General features: G+C 71.8%; 32 protein-coding genes. 17 read left to right on the top strand and 15 right to left on the bottom strand.

Going from position 1 to position 23618, the window contains the following annotated elements:
- Nucleotides 1–20 precede the first annotated feature (20 nt).
- The 9 genes from FCN18_RS06765 to FCN18_RS06805 all read left to right on the top strand — a co-directional run bounded on the left by FCN18_RS06765 (nt 21) and on the right by FCN18_RS06805 (nt 3895).
- Nucleotides 21–488, top strand: coding sequence for an Asp23/Gls24 family envelope stress response protein (locus FCN18_RS06765; protein WP_112270258.1), 468 nt, complete (start codon nt 21–23; stop codon nt 486–488).
- A gap of 3 nt (nt 489–491) precedes the next feature.
- On the top strand, nt 492–812 hold the full coding sequence (locus FCN18_RS06770; protein ID WP_113641933.1) for a hypothetical protein: 321 nt from the start codon (nt 492–494) through the stop codon (nt 810–812).
- The gene (locus tag FCN18_RS06775) at nt 809–1090 is read left to right on the top strand and encodes a hypothetical protein (RefSeq protein WP_228713700.1); all 282 of its coding nucleotides are present in this window, start codon (nt 809–811) and stop codon (nt 1088–1090) included. The genes FCN18_RS06770 and FCN18_RS06775 overlap by 4 nt, the downstream gene beginning before the upstream one ends.
- A 28-nt stretch (nt 1091–1118) precedes the next feature.
- Nucleotides 1119–1295, top strand: coding sequence for a hypothetical protein (locus FCN18_RS06780; protein WP_110336139.1), 177 nt, complete (start codon nt 1119–1121; stop codon nt 1293–1295).
- Nucleotides 1292–1648 carry an Asp23/Gls24 family envelope stress response protein gene (locus FCN18_RS06785; protein WP_112270262.1) on the top strand — a complete coding sequence of 119 codons (357 nt, stop codon included), beginning with the start codon at nt 1292–1294 and terminating at the stop codon, nt 1646–1648. Before FCN18_RS06780 ends, FCN18_RS06785 begins: the two co-directional genes overlap by 4 nt.
- A 12-nt stretch (nt 1649–1660) precedes the next feature.
- The gene (locus FCN18_RS06790; RefSeq protein WP_137093876.1) at nt 1661–2197 is read left to right on the top strand and encodes a DUF6286 domain-containing protein; all 537 of its coding nucleotides are present in this window, start codon (nt 1661–1663) and stop codon (nt 2195–2197) included.
- A complete protein-coding gene (locus FCN18_RS06795) occupies nt 2194–2796 on the top strand; it encodes an Asp23/Gls24 family envelope stress response protein (RefSeq protein WP_112270266.1) in 603 nt (200 codons plus the stop codon). The genes FCN18_RS06790 and FCN18_RS06795 overlap by 4 nt, the downstream gene beginning before the upstream one ends.
- 87 nt (nt 2797–2883) lie before the next feature.
- Entirely contained in the window at nt 2884–3366 is a 483-nt protein-coding gene (locus FCN18_RS06800; RefSeq protein WP_112270268.1) for a nitroreductase family deazaflavin-dependent oxidoreductase, read from the top strand.
- 22 nt (nt 3367–3388) lie between these two features.
- On the top strand, nt 3389–3895 hold the full coding sequence (locus FCN18_RS06805; RefSeq protein WP_137093878.1) for a pyridoxamine 5'-phosphate oxidase family protein: 507 nt from the start codon (nt 3389–3391) through the stop codon (nt 3893–3895).
- A gap of 147 nt (nt 3896–4042) precedes the next feature.
- On the opposite strand, the gene FCN18_RS06810 is transcribed toward FCN18_RS06805, so the two are convergent.
- Nucleotides 4043–4912, bottom strand: coding sequence for a 3-hydroxybutyryl-CoA dehydrogenase (locus tag FCN18_RS06810; protein ID WP_112270272.1), 870 nt, complete (start codon nt 4910–4912; stop codon nt 4043–4045).
- A 48-nt stretch (nt 4913–4960) separates the two neighbouring features.
- Entirely contained in the window at nt 4961–5629 is a 669-nt protein-coding gene (locus FCN18_RS06815; protein ID WP_113641938.1) for a formylglycine-generating enzyme family protein, read from the bottom strand.
- A 44-nt stretch (nt 5630–5673) separates the two neighbouring features.
- Here FCN18_RS06815 and FCN18_RS06820 point away from each other — a divergent pair, with 44 nt between their 5' ends.
- The gene (locus FCN18_RS06820) at nt 5674–6423 is read left to right on the top strand and encodes a nucleotidyltransferase domain-containing protein (RefSeq protein WP_113641939.1); all 750 of its coding nucleotides are present in this window, start codon (nt 5674–5676) and stop codon (nt 6421–6423) included.
- Between the two features lie 54 nt (nt 6424–6477).
- Complete coding sequence (locus FCN18_RS06825; protein WP_112270278.1) at nt 6478–6693, top strand: helix-hairpin-helix domain-containing protein; 216 nt, start codon at nt 6478–6480, stop codon at nt 6691–6693.
- A 257-nt stretch (nt 6694–6950) separates the two neighbouring features.
- Here FCN18_RS06825 and FCN18_RS06830 read toward each other — a convergent pair whose 3' ends face one another.
- From FCN18_RS06830 to FCN18_RS06840, 3 genes are all read right to left on the bottom strand, one after another.
- A complete protein-coding gene (locus FCN18_RS06830; RefSeq protein WP_112270279.1) occupies nt 6951–8282 on the bottom strand; it encodes an MFS transporter in 1332 nt (443 codons plus the stop codon).
- Between the two features lie 33 nt (nt 8283–8315).
- On the bottom strand, nt 8316–10628 hold the full coding sequence (locus FCN18_RS06835) for a cytochrome P450/oxidoreductase (RefSeq protein WP_137093880.1): 2313 nt from the start codon (nt 10626–10628) through the stop codon (nt 8316–8318).
- A 118-nt stretch (nt 10629–10746) separates the two neighbouring features.
- Entirely contained in the window at nt 10747–11421 is a 675-nt protein-coding gene (locus tag FCN18_RS06840) for an IclR family transcriptional regulator (protein ID WP_112270281.1), read from the bottom strand.
- A gap of 296 nt (nt 11422–11717) precedes the next feature.
- Between FCN18_RS06840 and FCN18_RS06845 the strand changes: the two genes are divergently transcribed.
- Nucleotides 11718–12113, top strand: a complete 396-nt coding sequence (locus FCN18_RS06845; RefSeq protein ID WP_137093882.1) for a DUF4383 domain-containing protein — start codon at nt 11718–11720, stop codon at nt 12111–12113.
- Nucleotides 12114–12157: 44 nt separating this feature from the next.
- Here the strand turns inward: FCN18_RS06845 and FCN18_RS06850 are convergent, their stop codons facing one another.
- Both FCN18_RS06850 and FCN18_RS06855 read right to left on the bottom strand, forming a co-directional pair.
- The gene (locus tag FCN18_RS06850; protein ID WP_206077821.1) at nt 12158–12580 is read right to left on the bottom strand and encodes a hypothetical protein; all 423 of its coding nucleotides are present in this window, start codon (nt 12578–12580) and stop codon (nt 12158–12160) included.
- 7 nt (nt 12581–12587) lie between these two features.
- Entirely contained in the window at nt 12588–12947 is a 360-nt protein-coding gene (locus FCN18_RS06855; protein WP_369973568.1) for a helix-turn-helix domain-containing protein, read from the bottom strand.
- A 104-nt stretch (nt 12948–13051) separates the two neighbouring features.
- Between FCN18_RS06855 and FCN18_RS06860 the strand changes: the two genes are divergently transcribed.
- Nucleotides 13052–13492 carry a DUF6292 family protein gene (locus FCN18_RS06860; RefSeq protein ID WP_137093884.1) on the top strand — a complete coding sequence of 147 codons (441 nt, stop codon included), beginning with the start codon at nt 13052–13054 and terminating at the stop codon, nt 13490–13492.
- 84 nt (nt 13493–13576) lie between these two features.
- Here FCN18_RS06860 and FCN18_RS06865 read toward each other — a convergent pair whose 3' ends face one another.
- From FCN18_RS06865 to FCN18_RS06875, 3 genes are all read right to left on the bottom strand, one after another.
- Entirely contained in the window at nt 13577–14368 is a 792-nt protein-coding gene (locus FCN18_RS06865) for a class I SAM-dependent methyltransferase (RefSeq protein WP_137093887.1), read from the bottom strand.
- 226 nt (nt 14369–14594) lie between these two features.
- Nucleotides 14595–15377 (bottom strand): alpha/beta fold hydrolase, encoded by a 783-nt coding sequence (locus FCN18_RS06870; protein WP_112270286.1) that lies wholly within the window; start codon nt 15375–15377, stop codon nt 14595–14597.
- 26 nt (nt 15378–15403) lie between these two features.
- Nucleotides 15404–16048, bottom strand: a complete 645-nt coding sequence (locus FCN18_RS06875; RefSeq protein ID WP_112270664.1) for an alpha/beta hydrolase — start codon at nt 16046–16048, stop codon at nt 15404–15406.
- A gap of 179 nt (nt 16049–16227) precedes the next feature.
- Between FCN18_RS06875 and FCN18_RS06880 the strand changes: the two genes are divergently transcribed.
- Genes FCN18_RS06880 through FCN18_RS06890 form a run of 3 tightly spaced genes read left to right on the top strand, consistent with a single transcriptional unit; the run spans nt 16228 to nt 17656 of the window.
- Nucleotides 16228–16557 carry an ArsR/SmtB family transcription factor gene (locus tag FCN18_RS06880; RefSeq protein WP_137093889.1) on the top strand — a complete coding sequence of 110 codons (330 nt, stop codon included), beginning with the start codon at nt 16228–16230 and terminating at the stop codon, nt 16555–16557.
- Nucleotides 16554–17027 (top strand): SRPBCC family protein, encoded by a 474-nt coding sequence (locus FCN18_RS06885; RefSeq protein ID WP_137093891.1) that lies wholly within the window; start codon nt 16554–16556, stop codon nt 17025–17027. The genes FCN18_RS06880 and FCN18_RS06885 overlap by 4 nt, the downstream gene beginning before the upstream one ends.
- Before the next feature lie 11 nt (nt 17028–17038).
- On the top strand, nt 17039–17656 hold the full coding sequence (locus FCN18_RS06890; protein ID WP_137093893.1) for a maleylpyruvate isomerase family mycothiol-dependent enzyme: 618 nt from the start codon (nt 17039–17041) through the stop codon (nt 17654–17656).
- Between the two features lie 152 nt (nt 17657–17808).
- On the opposite strand, the gene FCN18_RS06895 is transcribed toward FCN18_RS06890, so the two are convergent.
- Nucleotides 17809–18669: a PaaX family transcriptional regulator gene (locus FCN18_RS06895; protein WP_228713702.1), complete on the bottom strand. Its 861-nt coding sequence runs from the start codon at nt 18667–18669 to the stop codon at nt 17809–17811.
- Nucleotides 18670–18916: 247 nt separating this feature from the next.
- On the opposite strand from FCN18_RS06895, the gene FCN18_RS06900 reads away from it, so the two are divergent.
- On the top strand, nt 18917–19846 hold the full coding sequence (locus FCN18_RS06900) for an AEC family transporter (protein WP_137093895.1): 930 nt from the start codon (nt 18917–18919) through the stop codon (nt 19844–19846).
- Nucleotides 19847–19860: 14 nt separating this feature from the next.
- Here FCN18_RS06900 and FCN18_RS06905 read toward each other — a convergent pair whose 3' ends face one another.
- Genes FCN18_RS06905 through FCN18_RS06920 form a run of 4 tightly spaced genes read right to left on the bottom strand, consistent with a single transcriptional unit; the run spans nt 19861 to nt 23577 of the window.
- On the bottom strand, nt 19861–20670 hold the full coding sequence (locus FCN18_RS06905) for an IclR family transcriptional regulator domain-containing protein (protein ID WP_112270296.1): 810 nt from the start codon (nt 20668–20670) through the stop codon (nt 19861–19863).
- A 41-nt stretch (nt 20671–20711) separates the two neighbouring features.
- Nucleotides 20712–22196, bottom strand: coding sequence for an amidohydrolase family protein (locus FCN18_RS06910; RefSeq protein WP_112270298.1), 1485 nt, complete (start codon nt 22194–22196; stop codon nt 20712–20714).
- Between the two features lie 5 nt (nt 22197–22201).
- Nucleotides 22202–22717, bottom strand: coding sequence for a DoxX family protein (locus FCN18_RS06915; RefSeq protein WP_112270300.1), 516 nt, complete (start codon nt 22715–22717; stop codon nt 22202–22204).
- Entirely contained in the window at nt 22714–23577 is an 864-nt protein-coding gene (locus FCN18_RS06920) for a dioxygenase family protein (RefSeq protein WP_112270302.1), read from the bottom strand. Before FCN18_RS06920 ends, FCN18_RS06915 begins: the two co-directional genes overlap by 4 nt.
- Nucleotides 23578–23618 lie beyond the last annotated feature (41 nt).

Here is a 23618-nt window from a genome sequence, read left to right on the forward strand (position 1 = left end):
CGATCGAGGAGAGTAGTTCCATGGCACAGAACAACAGCAGCGGCGACACGGGCACCTCGCCCGCCACGCGGGCCGGTTCCACGACCACGCTGAACGAGGACGGCACGGCCGGCAAGACCACCATCGCGTCCTCGGTGGTGCAGAAGGTCGCCGGTATCGCGGCCCGCGACGTGTCCGGTGTGTACGCGCTGGGCGGCGGCGTGTCCCGCGCTTTCGGAGCGATCCGCGAGCGCATTCCCGGCTCGGGCACCGCGACCACGTCGGGTGTTTCGGTGGAGGTGGGGGAGAAACAGGCCGCGGTCGACCTCGACGTGGTCGTGGAGTACGGCGCGCGGATCGTCGACGTCGCGAGGGCCGTCCGCCGCAACGTGATCACCACCGTCGAGGAGATCACCGGCCTCGAGGTCATCGAGGTCAACATCGCGGTCAACGACATCCACGTGCCCGAGGACGACGAGGTCGAGGAGACCAGCACCCGGGTGGAGTGAACCATGAGCGCAACCGAACGACTCGCGGACGCGATCGCCAGGGACCTCAGCGCCCATCCTTCGGTGGTGAGGCTCGACGGCGGCGTGCGCGGCACGCTCGCCACCCATCTGCCCGGTCGCAAGGTCGTGGGCGTTCGCGTGACCGGGGAGGGGGAGCCGGTGGACCTCGGCGTGGTGCTGCGCCTCGACGACAGCCTGCCCGGTGTGCTCGACGACCTGCGCGCGCGGGTGCGGGCGATCGCGGGGACCGTGCCGGTGAACGTGGAGGTCGCCGACATCGTCCACGTCCGCGAGGACACGCCGGAGCAGAGGCGGGCCAGGTGACCGCGGAACCGGGCTGCCGGGAGGTGCGACGGCGGGCAGAGTTCCGTGCGTTCGTCCGCCGGCACCATCCCGACGTCGGCGGCGATCCCGACGTCTTCGTCGCCGGTGTGGCCCGGTTCCGCCAGAGCGAGAGCGAGACCGGCGGCGAGAGCGAGAGCTCGCGGGACCCGGGCCGCGACCGGTCCGACGCGCCGGTGGTGTTCACCACCCGGCGCGGGGGAATCACCGGAGTGCTCGCCCGGTGGCGGCGTCGCCGGCGGCACCGCCGCGTCCGATGAACCGAGACAACCGAGGAGATCAACAACGATGAACGCAACCCAGACCGGTCTGCTCGGCGGTCTCGTGCTTGGCCTCGCGGCCTCGCAGAGCTTCGCCGCGTTTCTGGTCACGCTGGCCGTGGGTGTGATCGGCCTCGTCGTGGGCAGGGCACTCGACGGCGAGCTCGACCTGTCCGACCTGTTCGGCCGGGGCAGGGACCGGTGACCGGCGCGGCCGTTGCGGAGGAGCGCGGCACGCTGGAGATCGCCCACGCCGTGGTGCGCAAGGTCGCCGAGCACGCCGCCGATCGCGTGGACGGGACCGAGCGCACCACGCGCCGGGTGTCCGGGCTCGGCTCGGGGCTGCGCGGCGCCAGCGTGAAGGTCTCCGGGCACGGCAACGACGTGGACCTGGCACTGGAGCTGGCCCTGCGCTACCCCGCGGCCGTCGGCGAGGTGGTGGAGCGGGTGCGCGCGGCCGTGACGGACGAGGTCGAGCGCATCACCTCGTACCGGGTGCGCGCGCTCGACGTCACGGTATCCGCGCTGCTGGCCGAGACACGCACGCGGGTGAGCTGAGGGGAAGACGCCGTGCGTGTACTAGTCCGTCTACTGTCGACACTGCTCGGGCTGGCCGTCGCGGGGGCGGGCGCCCTGCTGGCGCTGGAGGTCGCCTGGCACTGGTGGCGCCCGGCCGACGTGCCGCTCGTGGCGCCGTGGCCGGCCTGGCGCGACGCGCTCGCGAACACCGGCTGGGACTCCTTCTCGGTTCGTGTCGCCGCGGTCGCCGTGGCGGTGAGCGGGCTCGTCCTGCTGCTGGCCTCGGCCGTCGCGCGGCGAAGGGACGTCCGCCTCACCGATCCGGCCACCGACGTCAGCGTCACCACCTCTCCACGTTCGCTGGCCCGCGTGGTCGGCACCCACGTGCGGGCGCAGGACAACGTCACGTCCGCGTCCGTGACGGCGAGCGCGCGCAAGGTGCGAGTGCGGGCGTCCAGCACGTTCGAGAGCGAGGAGCAGTTGCGGCCGCGCCTGACCGAGAGCGTCACGGGGCTGATCGCCGACCTGCCGCTGGTGCGGCGCCCGAAGATCTCCGTCGTCGTCGACTCTCCCCGGGACCGCCGATGAGCAGACCCGCCTCCGCCAAGGCTCTCGCCCGCTCCCAGGGCACCGAACGTTCGCTGACCTTCGTCACGGGGCTGCTCGCCCTGCTCGCCGGATCGGCCGTGCTCGTGCTGGGTGCCGGCTGGTTCGGCACCTACCGCGCCCGGCGCCCGGTGCTCGACCCCGCTGTGACCGAGTGGCTCGCCGCGCGGGAGCCTGTGGTGCTGCGCGTGGTCGCGATCGTGGCCGGGCTGGCGCTGCTGGTGTTCGGACTGTGGTGGTGCTTCCGGTCGCTGCGGCCTGAGGCGAAGCCCGATCTGCGGCTCGACCGCACCGAGGGTCGCGCGCTGACCGTCACCGCGGGCGCGCTGTCCGCCGCCGTGCAGGCCGACACCGAGGCGGTCGACGGCGTCACCAAGGCCAAGGTCCGCTCCGTGGGGGATCCCGGCGAACCCGCGCTGCGGCTGCAGGTCTGGCTGCGCGAGGGCACGGACCTGCGGCGGGTTTGGCGGGACCTCGACGCCGAGGTGCTCGCGAGGGCGCGGACGGCGCTCGGCGTGGAGACGCTGCCCGTCGCCGTGCGCATCGAGCTGGGCGCGAGCCCGCGCCGGCGCGTGCGGTGAGCCCGCGGTCTTGAAGTTGCGCGGGCCGACCTGGCACCATGCCCGACAGTGAGAACGTGTTCTAGCTTCGGGAGGGTCCGAGCCGCGATGCCGCTGCCAGCCGCGAGACCCCGCGCGCTCGACTCGCCGTTGCTGCCGAAGGTGTTCCGCTGGATGTCCCGATGCCATGTCTGGGCCTATCGCCGCAGCGGAGGACGCGTCGGCTACCACTGGCGCGTCGGCGCGGCGCTGCGCAAACCCGCGCCGACCCTGCTGCTCGACCACCGCGGCCGCCGCTCCGGCAGAGTGTTCACCACGCCGCTGATCTTCCTGCGGGACGGCGCCGACGTCGTCGTGGTGGCCTCCCAGGGCGGCAGGCCGGAACACCCGCAGTGGTACCGCAACCTGCTGTCCTCGCCGGACACGACGGTGCAGATCAAAGGTGAGCTCGTCCCGGTCCGCGCCCGCACGGCGGACGCGGCCGAGCGCGATGCGCTGTGGCCCCTTCTGCTGGACCTCTACGCCGACTTCGGGACCTACCAGAGCTGGACGTCGCGCGAGATCCCGGTCATGATCCTCGAGCCCCGTTGACCGGACAGTGAGGAGCGAACGCGTGGGAGCCAACCAGCGTGCCCAGATCGTGATGACCGCCGAGGAGATCGACGACTTCCTGCGCCGCAGCCGCACCGCGACGCTCGCGACCGTCGGCGCGAACGGCGTGCCCCACCTGGTCGCGATGTGGTACGGCTACCGCGACGGCGCGATCTACTTCGAGACGAAGGCCAAGTCGCAGAAGGCGGTGAACCTGCGGCGCGACCCCACCGCCGTCGTCCTCGTCGAGGCCGGTGAGACCTACGACCAGCTCCGCGGCGTCTCCATCGAGGCCAAGGCCACGATCATCGACGACACCGGCTCCGACGAGTACTGGCAGACGGCGATCGACGTCTACGAGCGCTACACCGGCCCGTACGACGAGTCCGTGCGGCCCGTCGTGGAGGCGATGATGAACAAGCGGGTCATCATCCGGCTCGACCCGGTCCGCACCCGTTCGTGGGACCACCGCAAACTGGGCCTGCCCGCGATGCCGCTGGCGGGCAGCACGGCGCAGGAGCCGTCCTGAGTCGCGTCCGGCGAAGGCACGTGAACGGGAGTCGCTGGGCATTCACGGCGATTCAGGCATCGCGAGCGGCACCACCTGACGCGGCCCTCCGGGGAACCGACGGATCGGGCCGGGCGGCGACGCGACGGGTGAGCGAGGGCGGCCGGGTCAGCCCTTCTTCGTGTAGTCGTAGAAGCCGCGGCCGGACTTCTTGCCGTACAGCCCGGCGTCGACCATGCGCAGCAGCAGCGGGGGCGGGGCGTACAGCGGTTCCTTGAACTCGGCGTACATCGACTCGGCGACGGCCTTGGTGGTGTCGAGGCCGATCAGGTCGGTCAGGCGCAGCGGTCCCATGGGGTGGGCGCAGCCGTGCATCATGCCGTTGTCGATGTCCTCGGCGTCGGCGAAGCCGGACTCGAGCATGCGGATCGCCGAGAGCAGGTAGGGGATCAGCAGGGCGTTAACGACGAACCCGGCGCGGTCCTGCGCGCGCACCACCGTCTTGCCGAGCACGCCGGTGGCGAAGGCCGACGCGCGCTCCGCCGTCTGCTCCGAGGTGAGCAGCGACGGGATCAGCTCGACCAGCGGGAGCACGGGCACGGGGTTGAAGAAGTGGATGCCGACCACCTGCTCGGGCCTCGCGGTGGCCATCGCGAGCTTCATGATCGGGATCGAGGAGGTGTTGGAGGCGAGCACGGCGTCGGGCCGCGACACGATCTTGTCGAGCCTGCCGAACACGTCGGCCTTCACGTCCTCGCGCTCGGCGACGGCCTCGACCACGAGGTCGCGGTCGGCGAACTCGTCGAGATCGGTGGTGTAGGAGAGGCGGTCCGCCGCGGCTGACGAGTCCTCGGCGGTGAGCTTGCCGTTGCGAACCGCGCGGTCGAGCGAGCCGCCGATGCGGGCGCGGGCCGCGTCCAGCGCCGCGGCGTCGACCTCGGTGACCTTCACGTCCAGACCCGCGCGGGCGCACACCTCGGCGATGCCAGAGCCCATGAGCCCGCCGCCGACCACGCCTACCTTCTTGATGTCGTCCACGCCGCCGACATTAGTAGGATTTCCGACTTTTCTGGTGCGAGGAACATCTCATCCGGCGGGGACGGACCGTGCGATACGGAAGCCCACGTCGTCGATCCGGAAGCCCGGGTGGCCGCGCCTGCGGACCGAGGCCCGGCAACTCCAGTGCTCGTCGCACCACCCGCCGCCCCGCAGCACGCGGTAGCCGGGATGATCGGGCGCGGCGAAGGCGTCCCAGCACCACTCCCACACGTTGCCCAGCATGTCGTGCAGGCCCCAGTCGTTGGGGCGTTTGCCACCGACCTCGTGGCTGCGCTCGCCCGAGTTGCCGCGGTACCAGGCGATCTCGTCGAGCGGCCCGTACCGCGCGCCCGAGGTGCCCGCGCGGCAGGCGTGCTCCCACTCGGCCTCGGTCGGTAGGCGGTACCCGTCGGCGGCCCGGTCCCACACCGGGTCGCCGCCCCCGTGGTAGGCGGGCGCGAGCCCCTCCCGCACGGACAGGGCGTCGCAGAACCGGATAGCGTCGAGCCACGACACGCCCTCGACCGGCAACCTCTCGCCCCGGGCGGTGCTCGGCCGCGTCCCCGTGACGGCTTCGTACCCGCCCTGGGTCACCGGGGTGGCGGACAGCAGATACCCGCCGACGTCGACGGCCCAGCTGCTCGCGCTCCGGCGGTCGGACAGGGACACCCGCCCCGGCGGGACAGCGATCATCGCGTGTCCCGCGGAGAGGTCCATGGTGGATGATCTTAACTGTGGGACCGGACGAGAACCGAAGCAGAATGGACGACGAGGCGTTCCAGGGCCACGTCGTCGAACGACTGGCCGCGCTGCCCGGCGTGCACGCGGTGACCCTCGGCGGCTCGCGGGCCGAGGGGACGCACAGCCCGGAAAGCGACTGGGATTTCGCCGTGTACTACCGCGGCGGCTTCGACCCGGCCGACCTGCGCGCGATCGGCTGGGAGGGGGAGGTGACCGAACTCGGCGCGTGGGGTGGCGGTGTCTTCAACGGCGGCGCCTGGCTGACGATCGACGGCCGCCACACCGACGTCCACTACCGCGACCTGGAGGTCGTCGAGCACGAGCTGGCCGAAGCGGAGCAGGGGCGGTTCCACTGGGAGCCGCTGATGTTCCACCTCGCCGGGATACCCAGCTACCTGGTGGCCGCCGAGCTCGCGCTGGCCCGGGTGCTGCACGGTGTCCTGCCCAGGCCCGCCTACCCCGAGGCGCTGAAGAGGACCGCCCCGGCGATGTGGCGGGGCCGGGCCGCGCTGACCCTCGGGTACGCGCGCGGCGGCTTCGCCCCGCGCGGCCAGGTCACCGAGGTCGCCGGCGCGCTGGCCACCGCCGCCGCGGAGACGGCACACGCCGTCCTCGCCGCGCGCGGCGAGTGGGTCACCAACGAGAAGCGGCTCATCTCGCGCGCGGGCCTGCGCGACATCGACGCCATCGTTGGCGCGCTGCGCGCCGAACCGGAGGCACTCGCGGAGGCGATCACAGCGGCCGGGAAGCTGTTCGACGCGGCCACGTGATGTCGGTGGTGGCTGCTACGTTCGCGACCTGAAACGAGACCCGAAGGAGCCCGCATGCCGGAATCCGAGACCGTCGCGCCGACCGAGTTCCCCCGGCGGATGGGCAAGGTCGCTCCGCGCGAGCTGGCCCTGAACGGCTACACGCGCTACGAGCAGCTGACCCGCGTCACGGCCAGTGAACTGCTCAGGATCCACGGTGTGGGTCCCAAGGCGATCCGGATCCTGGAGGAGGAGCTGGCCGCCAGGGGGCTCGCGTTCGCCGAGTCCTGAGGCGCTCAGCCCAGGCTCGCGATGATCGCCGGGCCACCGCTTCGGTGCCGGGCCGTGCCGTGGCGCCCGAGCGCACCGACCCCACGACGGCCTTGGCGGCGTGCCGGGGTGGCCCGCGGCGGATCCGGCGTGGCTCCGCCGCGGGCACGTCCTTCGCCGTGCCGCCTAGCCGGGCTGGCGTTCGCGGAGGCCACCGCTGGGTCCCCATGCGCTCGAACGTCCTGTCCGTGGTCTCCTACGGCGAGGTCGGAGCTGAATCATTCGACGGTGTCCAGATCGGCGCCCTTCGTCTCACGGCTCGTCGCCACCGCCACGACCGTGACCGCCATGGTGAGCACGAGGTAGCCGATGACCGTGCCAACGCCGAACGAGTCGATCAGCCAGACCGCGATGAGCGGCGCGGGAGCGCCGGCGATGATCGAGGAACCCTGGAACACCAGTGAGGCGCCGGCGTAGCGGTGGCGCGTGGGGAACAGCTCGGTGATCCACGCGGCCTCGGTACCGGCGAGCATGCCGTGGAAGAACGCGCCGACACACACGCCGAGCCACAGCATCGGCAGGCTCTCGGTCTGCACCAGCCAGAAGAACGCCGGCGCCCACACCACCAGCACCACGGCGGGCACGAGCATGGCCTTCTTCCTGCCGACGCGGTCGGACCAGTGCCCGCCGCCGATCATGCCGAGGAACTGCGCCAGCGAGGCGAACGTGACCGCCATGATCACGTCGCCGCGCTCGTAGCCGAACGACGTGGTGGCGTAGGCGATCACGAACACCGTGTAGATGTAGAAGGCGATGTTCTCGCCGAGCCGCATCCCGAGGCCGTGCAGCACCGGGCGCGGGCGGGAGAGCGCCTCGAGCACGCTGGACCGCCGTTCGGTGGCGGCCCGGGTCTCCGCCCTGGCCTGCGCGGCCCGGAAGACCGGGGACTCCTCGACGCTGCGCCGGATCCAGAAGCCGATGATCAGCAGCGGGATGGCGACGAGGAAGGCGAGGCGCCAGCCCCAGCGGTCGAAGGCGTCGCCGGGGAAGAGCACACCGATGGACGTGACCACCACGGTCGCCAGCACGGTGCCGAGCGGAGCGCCGGCCTGTGGCCAGGCGGCCCAGAAGCCGCGCCGCTTGGGCTCGCCGTACTCGCTGACCATGAGCACGGCGGCGCCGAACTCACCGCCGAGCGCGAAGCCCTGCACCATGCGCAGCACCACGAGCAGCACCGTGGCCCACAGCCCGATCTGCGAGTAGGTCGGCAGCAAGCCGATCATGGCGGTCGAGATGCCGAGCAGGAGGAAGGTGACGACGAGCATCGGCTTTCGGCCGTACTTGTCGCCGAGGTGGCCGAACACGATGCCGCCGAGCGGGCGGGCGACGAAGCCGAGCCCCTGGGTGGCCAGCGCGAGGAGCAGCTTCACGATGCCGCTGTCGCCGGGGAAGAAGAGCGGTCCCAGCACGGTCGCGGCGAGGATGCCGTAGATCGCGAAGTCGTACCATTCGAGAACTGCCCCGGCCATGCTGCCGGCCAGCACGCGCCGGAACCCGGCCCGCTCGCCGGGCGCGGTGCGCGCGGCCGGGTGTTCCACCGGTGACGTCATTGTCGAGAACCTTTCTGGAAAGAGGGAACCGGCTCAGAGGCCGAGGGTGAGCTTGCTCCCGCACGCGCGGGAGCAGCACGTCATCATCACGGTGTTGGCGGCCCGCTCCGCCTTGGTCAGAACGAGGTCGCGATGGTCGACGTCACCGTCGAGCACCGGCGCCTCGCACGAGCCGCAGAGACCTTCCTCGCAGTCGCTGGAGATGTCGATGTTCGCCGCGCGCAGCGCCGCGAGCACGGTCTGACCGGGGCCCACGTGCACGGTGAGGCCGGAGTCGGCCAGCTCCACGTCGAACCCGTGCTCGACGGTGGGATCGAGCTCCCGCTTGATGCTCGTGAAGTGTTCGATGTGGAGGGTGTCGGCGGGCCAGGACTCCGCCTGCTCCTCCAGCGCGGCCAGCAGCCGCTCCGGCCCGCACGCGTAGACCTGGACACCGTCGCGCTCCTCGGCCACCAGGGTGGTCACGTCGAGCCGTCCTCCCTCCTCGCCACAGTGCACCGTGAGGCGTTCGCCGTGGTCGCGGCGGGCCCGGTCGAGCAGGGCCATCCCGCTCGCCGTGCGGCCGCAGTAGTGCAGCTCGTAGCTCGCGCCCGCGGAGCGCAGGTGGTCGGCCATCGCGATGATCGGCGTGATGCCGATGCCGCCCGCGACGAGGACGTAGTGCCGGGCGGCGGGGTCGAGCCGGAAATGGTTGCGGGGCCCGCGCAGCGTCAGCGTGCTGCCGGGCCGAAGCCGCTCGTGCACGTAGCGGGAACCGCCGCGGCTCTCCGGCTCGCGCAGCACCGCGATGCGGTACCGGCGGGTGTCGGCGGGATCCCCGCACAGGGAGTACTGGCGGGACAGCCCGTCGAGGTCCAGGTCGATGTGCGCGCCGGGCGACCACGCCGGCAGCGGCTTGCCGGTCCCGTCGGTGAGGGTGAGCGTGACGACGCCGTCCGCGGCGGGCTCGACCGACTCGACCGTGACCGTCCTGGTGATGGCTCGGGTGGAGGGCTCACCGATGCGCACCGGCCGGTGCCGCCGCAGGACCGAGCGGTCGCTGCGCTCCGGGTTGGCCGAGGGGTCCCACTGCACCCACAGGTGGTCGGGCCCGCGGAAGGAGGTGTTGGGCAGGTAGGTGAACTCCTGGTCGGGCACCAGCTCGAGGTGCGGCAGCCGGGTGGTCAGCTCCTCCAGGAAGATCTGCAGCTCCATGCGGGCGAGGTTCTTGCCCATGCACTGGTGGCTGCCGTAGCCGAAGGTCAGGTGGTCGCTGGCGTTCTCGCGGCGGATGTCGAAGGCGTCGGCGTTGTCGAAGTGCCGCTCGTCGCGGTTTGCCGAGGAGTTGACGATCAGCAACTTGGCACCCCGGGGGATCGGCACCCCGCCGATCGTGGTGTCGGCGGTGACGAGCCGCCGCCATGCGGCGACTGAGCCGGAGTGGCGCAGGCATTCCTCCACGGCGTTGGGGATCAGCGCGGGGTCGGCGCAGAGCTCCTCCCACACCGAGCGGTTCTCCAGCAGCAGCTTGATCGCGTTGGCCGCGGCGTTGGCCGTGGTCTCGTGTGCGGCGACGATTCCGGCCATCATGATCGAGTGCAGGTAGGAGTCGGTGATGACGTCCGGCTGCTCGCGCTGCGCGCGGATGCTGAACGGCATCCAGCCCGGGCCCGAGGGGTCCTGCCGCAGCTTCTCCACCACGGTGCCCGCGAACTGCCAGAACTTGCCCACGGCCTCGGCCACCGCCACCTGCTCCTCCGGTGAAGGGCGGCCCCAGGTGTTGACGGTGTGCGCGATGGAGTACCTCCGCAGCGTCTCCATGTCCTCCTCGGGCACGCCGAGGAAGTGCAGCGCGACGGTGAGCGGGACCTCCCAGAGCATCTCGTCGACGAGGTCGGCCTTGCCCGCGTCGACGAACCGGTCGACGTACTCCCTGGTCAGCTTGCGCACCATGGGCTCGTGGCCGGCGAGGTGCTCCGGCGTGAACGGCTCCATCAGCGCGCGCCGCCTTGGCATGTGCTCCGGCTCGTCCTCGTTCACGAGCGTGCGGTTCATCGCGTAGCCGTACTTCGCGAGCGTCGCGGTGGCCTCCTCGGAGACCGGGGTGATCTTCTCGAGCGCGATGGACGGCGAGAAGAGGACGTTGTCGCGGAACACCGCCTTCACGTCGTCATAGCGCGTGACGACCCAGTAACCGATCTCCGGGCTGTAGAAGACGGGCTCCTCCTCGCGGGACCAGCGGACCGCCTCGGGCGGGTCCGCCTGGTACGCCTCGCCGAACGGGTCGAACGCGGCCGCGTTGGCCGACACGGGGCAGCCCGCGGCTGCCATGGCCGAGTGGTCGACCGGGCACGACCCTGTGCTCATACTGCGCCCTCCACGATGCTGAGCTGGTGTTTTACTAATAACGAACATCTTGTCGCTGTCAGCGAACAGAAGGAGAGTAAGTGGGGGCCAGGGGAGAGTCAAGAAGGTCGCCTGCGGCTCAGGCGGAGAGCAGCTGCTCCAGCTCACGGGCGGCGCGCATGACGGCGTCCGCCGCGAGATCGGTGTCGAGCCCGTCGATGGCGACGACGCCGACGCAGTGCTCTGCCGTGCCGAGGCCGGCGGGGGCGCGGATGCCCGCCGCGATACCGACGGCGCCCCGCTCCAGCTCGCCCCGCGTGAGGCTGTAGCCGTCGCGGCGGGCCTGCCGCACCGCTTCCGGGTCGGCCGGGTCCTCCGGCCGCGCGGCGAGGATGGCGATGCCCGCGGCGCCCTTCGTGAGCGGGTGCCTGCTGCCGACGCGGTAGCCGACGGTCAGCACGGTCCCCTCCGGCTCGGCGACGAGCACGGCCACGCAGTCCTTGCCCTCGGCGGCGGAGATGAACGCGGTCGCGTGGGTCTCGTTGGCGAGCGCGTGCAGCAACGGCCGCGCGTCCTCGGTGAACCGGGACTCGAACCGTGAGGCCAGCACGGCCACACCCACCGCGAGCCGGACCCGCCCTTCGTCGGTGCGGGACACGAGCAGGTGCTCCTCCAGCGTCGCGACGATGCGGTAGCAGATGGCCCGGTGGATGCCGAGCTCCTTGGCCAGCTCGGCGACGGAGATGCCGGCGGGGGAGTGCGAGATCACCTCGAGCGCGCGCAAACCCCGGTCCAGCGTCTGCAGCGTGCTCATGCGCTCGGGCCCCCTTCTCCGCCGGTACTCCGCCGACCTTACTGCGTGCCGGACGCGCCACTGGCCGGTGGATCTCCGCCGCGCCCGGCCCGGCGCATTCAGTGTCCATTCAGGACGGTTTAACGGTCGGATCACCTCACCGGCGGGCCGGGCGGCGTCGTGGGGTTTCTCGTGCTATACCTGGAGATACGAGCGACGCGGCCGAGCACTCACCGCCGGTGCGCGCTCGCCGTCTTGATCACACTTGTTTTCTTCGTTCGGGCGATTCGTGTTGCCCTGGAAAAGAGGAGGGAGAGTTGTCCCGCGTTGTGAGGGCCGAGATCACCCGTGCCGGGCAGCTGCCCGCGGTGGCCGCCGTGATGTCGGCGGCGTTCCTGCTCGCCGCGGTCACCGGGCTCGCGTCACTGGTCGTCTCCGAGCTTCCGCAGCTGTCGTTCGCGCAGAGCCTCGCGTACGCCGGCCTCGGTGTCTGGGGCTGGAACATCTCGCGGACGGTGCCCGGCGCGCAGCGTTTCCTGCGCGGCGTCGGCGTCGCCTTCCTGGTGCTGTGGTTCGTCGGCGTGTTCGGCGGGCGACAACAGCCGCTCAGCCTGCTCGGCCTCGACCCCGTGGACAACCTCGTGCACCTCGGCGTGGCGATCGTCGCGTTGCTGCTCGCGACGATCGTGTCCCCACGGCTGACCGCGGACTGACCGCTTCCCGGTGAAGGGCCCGGCCCTTCACCGGGGGCCTGTTCCTAACCGACCGGCACGGCGTCCGGGATCCGGGCCGCCGTGCTGAGCGCGGGACCTCCGCCGCGCGCCTCGCCGGTGTCGAACGGGGTGAAGTCGAAGCGCACCTCGCCGCGGTCGGGACCGCAGACGGCCGGCGTGATCAGCCCGGCCGCGCCGGTGGCACTCAGCTCGGAGAGCAGGCGTGCCAGCGTCTCGGGCGCCAGCCGCGGTTCCTGGTCTGCCTGTGCAAGGGTGCGGTGCAGGTTCGTCACCTCCCAGCCGTCGGCCGTGCCGCTGCCCGCCGGCGCCGCGAGCGCCGCCGTGACCAGCCACCGGCCGGGCTTGCCCGCCAGCGCGGGCGTGCGGCGGCTCCCGATCCCGATCACCTGGTCGGCGCGGATCAGCCCGTCGCCGAGCGTGCGGATCCAGACGTTCTGCAGTGCCATCGTCCCCTCAGTCCTTTCGCGTCTTCGCTCCCTCACTCGAACCGGACCCATTGCCGCCGTCCCGCTCGCCCAGCCTGCGGCGTAGCTCCTGGTTCTCCGCCTGTGACTCCGCGAGCTCGTCCTCCAGCCGCACGATGCGCTCGGCCGCGGCCAGCGTCATGCCGTTGTCGAACAGCTCTCGCATGCGCGCGGCCAGCCGGAGCTGCCGCCGCGTGTAGCGGCGGTGTCCGCCCGCCGAGCGGTGCGGCTGGACGACGTCGGCCGCGTCGAGACTCCGCAGGAACGCGGGCTGCACCTCGAGCGCGTCGGCGGCCTGGCCCATGGTCCAGGCCGGATAGTCCTCGTCATCCAACCGGTTTACATCCACGTAGCCAGGGTATCTAGACAACAGACTTGACTCAATCTGTAGTTCCAACTATAGATTTTCTCAGGTGTGGTTGATCTTTCGAGGAACCTGCTCGGGGACGGAAAATGGATCTGGAATCACACAGCGCACCCGCGAGGGGATTGCGCCGGTACGTCCGTCTGGTGGAGGACGCGCTCGGCCTGACCGGCCAGGGCTCGTACGTGCAGCTGGAGACGCCGGTGAGCGCGTACGTCGCGCTGAGCGGGCAGCTTCCCGGCTTCGCCGACCGGGACGTCGCGCTGATCTGGGACGAGGAGAACGGCTGGGCGGGCGCGGTGGAGTCGCGCTGCGGCGAGGACCTGCTGGTGCTCGCCTATCTCGGTGACCGGATACTCCCGCCGCCGAGGGTCGTCGCGAAGTTCACCGAGCGGCTGTTCGCGGGCGAACTGCCCGGCCCGCCCGAACCGCCCGCGCTGCGGGATGCCCACATGACCGACGACCTCCCGATGCTGCTCGCCGAGTACGCCGAACCCGCGAGGGCGCTCACCGGGCTCGCACGGGTGTAGCCGCCGGACCGCGAGTCGTGCGCTCAGGGCCGCGAGTCGTGCGTTCCGGGCGCCGAGTTGCGCGTTCGGTGCCGGGGCCCGCGGTCATGGCCGCTTGAGGGCGAAGTAGGCGTACCGGGAGTCCAGCTCGTTGCGTGCGACCAGGTTGACCAGGGCGATGTCGGCGAAACCAGCCTCCTCGGCGAGCTGCCAGAAGACCTCCGCGCGGTAGGTGGTCATCTCCGCGAGGCCGCGCCGGTAGCCCCAGCCACGTGCCGTGGTGCCGAAGCCGGTCGCGTACTTGATCTGGATGACGGCCATGCCGCCCGGCGCGAGCAGCTGGTACATGATCCGCAGCAGGCGCTCGCCGTAGGCCGGGCTGGGGATCAGCTCGAACACGTAGAAGGAGACGATCAGGTCGACGCTCTGACGGTCCGCCTGGTCGAGCACGGCCTCGGGCTTGCCGACGTCCACCCGCACCGGCTGGAAGCTCGCCGCGGTATTCGCCCGCAGCTGGCGTTCGGTCTCCGCGAGCGCCGCGCGGCTCACGTCCAGGCCGATGAGCCGCTCGCAGCGCGACGCCAGCGCGACGGCGTTGGCGCCACCGCCGCAGCCCCAGTCCAGGACCGTGTCCGGCTGCCGGTCGAACCCGACCGCGCCGGCTGCCTTGTCGACGACGGCCAGGTGCTCCTTGCCCATGCGCAACCACAGGTCGTCGCCCATGGCGGCGCGGAAGTGCGAGTTCGCGGCCCAGTTCTCGTCGGCCGGGTCGTCCCAGTAACGCTGGGCGTCGGCGGCGAGCGCGCGGTCCGACTGGCGCAAGCCCGCCGCCGTGAGGAGGCGCTGTAGCGAGGCGAGCCCCAGTCCGGCAGCGCGCTTGATCGCGAAGAGTGTCATGCCGGTTGGTCGTTGTAAGCGGTTTGTCCGTTACGCCGAACTTGCGCCTACCACGCGAGCGCGTCGCCGCTCTCGCCTCACTGTGCCTTCAGGGGGCTTCGACGTCGGGTCGGCTGGCACGCCGGGTCGCCGCGGCCGCCTCGGGCTCGTGCTCGGCCTCGCCGCAGCGTCGGGGCGCCTTCCCCGGGTGGGTCCTGGTACGCGACGCGCGCGGACGATGCCGGGTTCACGCGGTGAGGAAGTCCAGCACCAGCGGGCTCGCCACGGCGCGGAACTCCTCGAAGTAGGCGTGCCGGGCGCCCTCGATCAGCTCCATGCGGGCATCCGGGATGCGCTCGGCGAGCAGCGGCGCGTTCGCCGTGGGGTTGAAGCGGTCGTCGGTGCCGTGCACCACGAGCGTCGGCGCGGCGATGGCAGGCAGCGCCGCCCAGCTGTCGTGGTCGGCGCTGGCTCTGCGGTGGCGGCGCAGCACGTGGCTGGGTGTGCCGCGCTCGCCGATCGTGTTGTAGGGACCGGGATGGGTGGCCAGCCACTCCGGTGTGTACATCAGCTCCAGCAGTGCCCGCCGGGCCGCCCTCGCGTCGGGCTGGGCGAGCGCGCGGCGCACCTCGTCGTCGCGTTCGACGCCGTGGGGCGCGCCGGGGGAGGTGCAGCCGAGCACGAGCCGGCGCACCCGCTCGGGGTGGTCGGCGGCGAGCCACTGCGCGACCCGGCCGCCCATCGACGTGCCGTACACGTGCACGCGCCCGGCTCCGAGGTGGTCGAGAACGGCGAGCGCGTCGGCCGCGAAACCTCGGGTGCTGTAGGAGTTGGTGTCCGGTTTGCCGCTGCGGCCGATGCCGCGGTAGTCGAGCACGACGGTGCGGAACACCGCGTCGAAGTCCGGGCGCGCGCAGTCCCACCAGTGGTGGCTGTTGGACTGCCCGGCCAGCAGGAGCAGCGTGTGCTCACCCTCGCCGTGGACCTCGTAGTACAGGGCCGTGTCGTCGGTGGTTCGCGCGTAGGGCACACGCGATCGTACAAAGCGGACCCGCTTCAGCCCGGAGCCGGGAGCGCGTTCTCGATCACGCGCCGGGCGCCCGCGACAGCCCGGTCGCTCACGAGGTGCTCGCGGTCGTCGTAGGTCTCGGTGGTCACGTCGCCGCCCAGCTCACGCAGGAGCCGCGCGGTCTCGGTGACGCGCTCGAGCGGGACCCACTCGTCGTAACGGCTGCTGCCGAGGAACACGGGCGTGCCCGCGAGGTCGCCCGGCGCCGTGCGCGGCGCGCCGGGCGGCCCGACGTAGCCTCCGGTGAGCAGTGCGGCCCCGGCGTAGCGGCGTGGGTGGCGGACCAGGTGCTCGGCGAGCAGGCACGCGCCCTGGGAGAAGCCGAGCAGTACGGTGCGTTCGGGCCCGAAGCCGTTGTCGCGCAGGGTGTCCAGCATCCGCGTGCACGCCTCCAGCGCCTGGTCGAGCCTCGGCTGGTTCGCCTCCAGCGGTTCGAGGAAGCTCGCCGGGTACCACGTGTTCCCGGCCGCGCGCGGCAGCACGCAGGCGACGCCGTCGAGCCCGATGCGGTCGAGGACACCGCGCATGAACCCGGGGTCCTGGCCACGGCCGTGTACGACGAGGGCCGCCAGGCGGGCGGTGGTGAACGGAGCGCCCGCGAACTCGGGCGGCTGAGCCAGGTGCGGGTTCATGAACACGACCCTAGGCGGAGGGCGTCGGCAGGGACCTTCCAGGCGCGCGGCGTGCGGCACGAGCCCGGACGACGAGGCGTGCAGCACGTGGCGCCATGGCGCGCGTCCGGCACGACCGCGCATCGGTAAGTCTGGACGAACGGTTGACTACGGCTTACCGTTCGTTCAGACTTACCGGTATGAGCGTGTCCGCCTCCGCCGTCCTCGACGCACTCGGCGACGCCAACCGGCGCGCCATCCTGGAGCGGTTGACCGGGGGGCCGCTGGCCGTGGGCGTGCTCGCGGACCGGCTGCCGATCTCGCGCCCTGCCGTGTCCCAGCACCTGCGTGTGCTCAAGGAGGCCGGGCTGGTGACGGAGTCCTCGGTGGGCACGCGGCGGCTGTACCGCATCGACTCCGCCGGCCTCGCGGTCGTGCGGGAGTACCTGGACGGGTTCTGGGGCAGCGCCCTGGACAACTTCGCACGCCTCGCCGAAGCCGAGGCCGAGCGGAAGGAGCGACCGGCATGAGCGCCGAATCCGGCACGGAGATAATGGTCCACCGGCAGGTGAGCGTCCCGCTCACCCCGCAGCGGGCCTTCACGCTGTTCACGGCCCGGATGACCGAGTTCTGGCCCTCGGAGCATTCGATCGGCTCCTCGGCGCTCGCCGAGGTGGTGGTGGAGCCGCGCGAGGGCGGTCGCTGGTTCGAGCGGGGAGCCGACGGTTCCGAGTGCGACTGGGGCCGTGTCGCGGAGTGGACGCCACCGGGCCGCGTGGTGCTGCTCTGGCAGATCGGCGCGGACTGGAAGTTCGACCCGGACCTGGAGACCGAGGTCGAGGTCACGTTCACCGAGGAGCCCGGCGGCCGGACGCTGCTGGAGCTGCGCCACCGGCACCTGGAGCGGTACGGCGACCAGGCCGGGGCGATGTACGCGGTCTTCGACTCGCCCGGCGGCTGGGACGGCACGCTGGCCGCGTTCGTGGCTCTGGCGGCCTGACCGTGGACGTGATGGCCCTGGCGCGCGCCGAACGTGCCGACCTCGCCGACCTGCTGGCGACGCTGACGCCCGAGCAGTGGGAGGTGCCGTCGCTGTGCGCGGGCTGGCGGGTCCGTGACGTGGTGGCGCACCTGCTCAGCTACGAGGAGCTGGACGGCCGGGGGCTCCTGCGACGCCTCGTGAGGGGGCGCTTCACCCCGGGCCGGATCAACGCCGTCGGGCTCGCGGACAACGGGGCGCACGACCCGGAGGAGCTGCGCGCCCTGCTGGCTCGGCATCTCACGCCGAGGGGACTCACCGCGGCCTTCGGCGGCCGGATCGGCCTCGTCGACGGCCTCATCCACCACCAGGACATCCGCAGGCCGCTCGGGCTGCCGAGGGAGGTTCCGGCCGAGCGGCTCCGGCAGGCGCTCCCGTTCGCGCTGTACGCACCCGTCATCCGCGGGGCGCTGCGAGCGCGGGGGCTACGGCTGGTCGCGACCGACCTGGACTGGACGCACGGCAGGGGACCGGAGGTGCGCGGCAAGGCCGAGGCGTTGCTCCTGGCGATCGCGGGGAGGGCGAGTGTGGTCGACGAGCTGTCCGGCGAGGGGCAGGCGGAGCTGAAGCGCCGCAGTCGCCGCCGGTGAGCGAAGTGTATAACGACCTATACGACTCGGCCCTGTAGGGGCCTTCGCGCCCCGGTCCCTTTCTAGCGCCGGTCAAAAACGCACGGAGATGCCGAACAGCACGGGCGTGACCGATCACGTTCGGGCCAGCCGGCGTGATCGGTGCCGGCGGCTCAGCCGGGTGTTCCACCTGACCGGACGTCGAGCACGTCCATGACCTCCGCCGCGAGGCGGGCCGCGGGCTCCCGGAAACGGGCGTCGAGCCTGCGGAAGAGCGACTCGGCCCTGATGGCGGGCCAGTCCCGGTCGAGGTGCTCGGCGGGCAGGTGCGGGTCCCGGCGCACCAGCTGGAGCCAGTCCGTGTGCAGCAGGAGCTGACGCGCGAGGTCGTCGGGTGCGTCCGGCAGTGGCTCGGGAACGTCCCACCGGGCCAGGAAGGCGTGGTATCCAGCGGCGATCTCGTCGGTGTCGAACGCCCGGTGTACGAGGTCGGCCGATTCCGTCGGCTTCGCGTGCTGCGCGGTGAAGACGGTGACGTGCTCGGTCAGGCCGAGCCGTTCGGCGATCGCGGCGGCGTCCTTGACGCCAGGGGCGATCCACAGGCCGTGCTGCAGCATGCCGAACCCCGCCCACCCGAGCTGGGACCGCAGGTCGTGGCGGTCGCGCCAGCGCCCGTCGGGCAGCGAGAAACCCACGAGGGTCCAGGTACCGTCCCAGTCGCGGTTGACCGCACCCGCGTCCCAGACCCGGCGAAACCCGTCCTCGAGCACATCGGTCGCGTGCCGGGTGAGTCCGAAGTAGACCTTTCGGCCCTCGCGGGTTCGGGTGAGCAGCCCACGCCGCGCCATCCGGCTCAGCGTGGAGCGGACGGCCTCTTCGGACACCCCGACCCTGGCGAAGACGTCGATGACGCTGCCCGAGTAGACGGCGGTGCCGCGGCCGAGCAGGTAGAGCCCGAGGAAGCTCAGCATCAGCGACTGCGGCCGCACCGGGTGACCCGGCGGCACGCGCTCACCGATGGACCTGGCCCTCACCCGGCCGAGCGTAGCCGCCAGGGCCGGACCGCGCGCGGACCGCGTGCTCGAGCGCCGCGCGCGGAGCGCAGGCCGGGCAGCCGCCTGCCCGCACTCGCCGAGACCGGCACGGTGTGACGGTGAACTCGGTGATCGCGCGGCCCACGCACGCCGGCGGTGTGAAGGACCGGGCGTCGGCTACGTCGCCGGGCACCCGATCCCGGTTGATCTCCGTCACAGCCCTACGGTTGGGTGACGTGACTGCACAGTGAACGGGGTGGCCCAGGGTTTCCTGGTCATCGGGGTCGTCGTGCTGGTCGGCTACTTCGTGGGCCGCGCCGGTCTGCTCGGCCCGCACGCCACACAGGTGCTCTCCCGTACCGCCTTCTTCGTGGCGAGCCCCGCGCTGTTGTTCACCACGCTGGCCCACGCCGACGTCGGGGCCGTCTTCTCCGAGGACCTCGTGGTCACGGCGGTGACGAGCACCCTCGCGTGCGCCCTGTTCGTGCCGGTGGGGCTGTTGCGGCGCAGGCCGCCCGGTGAGATCACCGTCGGCTCCATGGCCAGCGGGTACGTCAATGCGGGCAATCTCGGCCTGCCGATCGCCACCTACGTGTTCGGCGACGCCGCCGAGGTGGCGCCCGTGCTGCTGTTCCAGCTCGCCGTGCTGACGCCGCTGTTCACGACTGTGCTCGACGTGCTGTCCGAGCGCGCGGACGGCACCCGTCCGCCGGTCCTGCGCACGGTGACCGCGCCGCTGCGCAACCCGCTCGCCGTCGCCACGGCGGCCGGGCTCGTGGTGTCCGCGACGGGCCTGGTTCCGCCCGACTCCGTCATGGCGCCGGTCGAGCTGCTGGCCGATCTGGCGGTGCCGGGGATGCTGCTCGCGTTCGGCATCTCGCTCCGCTCGGCCGCGTGGCCGTTGCGCCGCAACGAGACGATGCCGCTGCTGCTGTCGGTGGTGCTGATCAAGAACGTGGTGCATCCGCTGCTGGCCGCCGGGCTGGGCCTGGTGCTCGGGCTCGAGGGGGAGGCGCTGCTCGCCGTGGTGGTGTGCGCGGCGCTGCCCGCGGCGCAGAACGTCTTCGGCTACGCCGTCCGGTTCGACCAGGGCGTGACGCTCGGGCGGGATGCCGTGCTGCTCACCACGCTGGTGAGCATGCCGGTGATGTTCGTGACGGTCGCCCTGCTGGCGTGAGGCCGAGGCTTCGGTCAGCTCGCCGGACGGTTGACCGTCGCGATCGGACGGTCGGCGAAGGCCGCCCAGTCGGCGCTGATCGCGCTCGCGGTGCTCAGCAGGATCGGCAGGTGGTGGTCGACGAGGTGCTCGACGGAGGTCTCGGCGGCGTGTGCGTTGACGTTGACCGCCGCGACGGTGTGCCCGCTGCCGTCGCGGACGGGCGCGGCGACCGAGCGGATGCCGAGGGCGAGGTCCTGGTCGGTCACCGCCCAGCCCTTGGCCCGCGTGTCGCGCAGCACGGCGTCCAGCTCGGACCGGTCGGGCTTCCACCGTGGCTCGATGCCGGAGCGGCTCGGCGTCGCGAGCAGCTCGTCCAGTTCGGCCGGGTCGAGCGCGGCGAGCAGCACCTTGCCCAGCGAGGTCTGCACGGCGGGGAAGCGGGTGCCGATGGTGACGGCGAGCGTCACGAGTTTCGGCACCGCCACCCGCGCGACGTACACGATGTCGGAGCCGTCGAGCTGCGCGATCGAGCAGGACTCGCCGGTGCGGTTCACGAGCGAGCGCAGGTGCGGCTCGGCCAGCTCCCACACGTTGCGGGAGCCGATGTAGGCCATGCCGAGCTCCAGCACGCGGGGGGTGAGCGAGAACCCGGCCGGGCCACTGTGGACGTAGCCGAGCTCCTGCAGCGTGATCAGGATCCGCCGGGCCGTCGGCCTCGCGAGGCCCGCGTTGGTGGCGACCTCGCTCAGGGTCATGTGCGGCCTGCCCGGCTGGAATCCCCTGAGCACGTCGAGGCCGCGGGCGAGTGCCTCGATGAAGTCCGGGCCGGCGTCCCGGCGCATGTGCTGTCCCTTCCCGCGGAGAACGTGGTGCGCCTGTGACTCTAACCGGCCTGCGGCGGATCGCCCCGGCGCACCGCGACGCCCGCGCCCTGGTAGTCGGTGTAGGTGTAGGGGTTGGCGATCGCCTCGGTCTCCGGGATCTCCGGTGACATGCAGCCCTGCCAGTCGTCGCCGATGCGCCCGCGCGCGTACTCCACGGTCGCGGTGACGGCGCTGCGGGCCTTCGCGAGGTCGCAGCCGATCAGCTCGTGGTGGTACTTCACCGCCCTGCCGTCGACGAGCACGGTGTGCACGTCGCCGCGGCCGGCCTGGAACACGACGTGGCCGTAGGGGTTGACGATCGGGAACATGGCGGGGGAGCGGTCGTTCTTGACCAGCACGAGGTCGGCCTTCTTGCCGGGCGTGAGTGAGCCGAGCTCGGCGTCGAGGCCGAGCGCCCTCGCGCCGCCCATCGTCGCCCACTCGACGACGTGCTCGGCGCGCAGGCTGTTGTGCACCACGGTTTCCTGCTGTGCCTGTGCTTCGAGGTGTTCGCGGGAGCGGTCGGCCGACAGGGTCGCGCGCATGGCGGAGAAGAGGTCGGCGCTCCACCACACGCTCGTGTCCATCGAGAGCGACACGGGGATGCCGTACCGGCGCAGCCGCCAGCTCGGCGGGTACCCCTGTCCCGCGCTCTGCTCGCTCTCGGTGGCGAGTGACACCGAGCCGCCGGTGGCGGCGATGCGCTGGTAGGAGTCCTCGCTGAGGCTGCACGCGTGGACGTAGGTGACGTCGGGCGTCATGAAGCCGTGGTCCCACATGAGCCGGATGCTGTCGTCGCCCGTGGCGCCCCACACCCCGGCGTGGGTGGTGACGGGCACGTTCAGCTCGCGGGCCGCCTCGAACGCGCCTTTCTCGGGGAACGTGGCCTCGCCCGTGACGTCGAAGGCGAGCTGCAGGCGCAGCAGGTCGCCGGGGGAGCTGAAGTGGCGGTGGACGAACGCGCGGAACTCGGGCGAGTTCGCCCATTCCCACGGTGCGCCCAGCAGGTTGCCGTAGGCGAGGACGAACCGGCCGGGCACGGCGCGCAGCGCCTCCACCGCGGCGTCGCCGTGCTCGGGGGTCTGCAGGCCGTGTGACCAGTCGACGGTGGTGGTGACGCCGGCGTCGAGCGATTCGATGGCGGAGGTGAGGTTGCCCGCGTAGATGTCCTCGGGCCGGAAGATCCTGCCCCAGTTGAGGTAGTAGAAGACGAAGTACTGGGTGAGCGTCCAGTCGGCGCCGAAGCCGCGCAGGGCGGTCTGCCACATGTGCCGGTGGGTGTCGATCATGCCGGGCAGCAGGATGCCTCCGGTGGAGTCGACCACCACGGCGTCGTCCGGGGCGGCAAGGCCGGGTCCGACCTGCTCGATGCGTTGACCCCTGACCAGCACGTCGCCGCCGTCGAGGACGCCGAGTGCGGGGTCCATGGTCAGCACGGTCGCGTTGCGGAAGAGGATCGGACGGCCGGAGGACAGCTCGCCGGGTGGTGGTGGGGTGCTGGTCATGTCGTTCACCTCGGTGTGAGTGGACCTCGGGTCCGCAGGACGCGGGCCCGCAGTGCGAGCGGTACGGCCGCGGCGGCCACGCCCGCCGCCACCGCGGCGACGCCCCACCAGTGGCCGGAGAGCGAGTCGAGTCCGAGCGCGTGGTCGAGCGACCAGGTGCCGGGGCCGCTGAAGGCGAGCACGGCGGCGAGCGCGCCGTAGCAGAAGGGCACCTCGCAGCCGCCCTTCACCGCCCAGAATCCGTTGGGCGCGGTGGCGACGGCGGCGACGGTCATCGTGCCGATCACCAGCGCGCAGCCGCCGGGCGTGAGTAGCCCGGTGGCGATCGAGCCCGCGCCGAAGAGCTCGGTGAGCCCGGCGAGGACCACGAGCCGTCGTCCCGGCACGAACCCCCACTGCTCGAAGATGACGGCGGTGCCCTGCTGCCCGGCGCCGCCGAACCAGCCGAGGAGCTTCTGCGTGCTGTGCCCGAACAGCAGCCCGGCCAGCAGGATCCGCAGCAGGAGCAGGGCGAGGTTCATGGCAGGCGCTCGAGTACGAAGTCGAACCGGGCGTGGAGGTAGGGCCGGTCGATGGTGCCGCCGTCGGGCGAGGGGCCTGCCTCGTGCTCGGTGAACGGGACGACGAGCGCGTCCTTGGTGCCGAACACGACGTCGGTGTCCAGGTACTCGGCGCCTTCCTGGAACAGGTGCGTGATGAGCGTGGCGTAGCCGGGCTCGTCGAGCAGGAAATGGACGTGGGCGGGCCGGAAGTGGCTGATGCCCGTCCTGCGGATGAGGTCGCCGACGGGCCCGTCCATGGGGATCGAGTAGCCGCGCGGGGCGATGGTGCGCACGCAGTACGTGCCGTCGGCGCGGGCGCGGTACTTCGCGCGGAGCCTCGCCTCGTCGACGTCGGCGAGCTGGGCCTCGTAGTAGCCCTCGGCGTCGGCCTGCCAGACGTCGAGCACCGCGCCTGGCACCGGGTTGCCGTCGGTGCCGGTGACCGTGCCGGTGATGAACAGCGGCGTGCCGGGCAGGCCGTCGGCCATGTCGTCGCCGAACTCGGCGGGCGGGGAGTCCTCGATGTGGAAGGGGCCCAGCACGGTCGCGGGTGTGGCCTTTTCGGAGAAGCGGTTGTTGAGCTGGACGACGAGCATGCTCAGCCCGAGCACGTCGGAGGCGAGGATGAACTCCTGCCGTTTGTCGTCGCTGAGCTTTCCGGTGGCGGTGAGCCATTCGATGGCGGCCGCCCATTCGGACTCGGTGAGCCGGACCTCCCTGGCGAAGTCGTGCAGGTGCCGCACGAGCGCGGTCATCAGCTCGGCGAGCCGGGGCGAGCCGGCGGTGTTCCAGCGCTGCTGTGCGAGGTCGGTGATGTTGTCCTCGTTGACGAAAGCCATCGCTCTCCTCGATCCGGCGACGGTGACGGCTGCTGCGGACG

The organism is Prauserella endophytica (genome assembly GCF_005146945.1).
In the GTDB taxonomy this organism is placed as follows: Bacteria; Actinomycetota; Actinomycetes; order Mycobacteriales; family Pseudonocardiaceae; genus Prauserella_A; species Prauserella_A endophytica.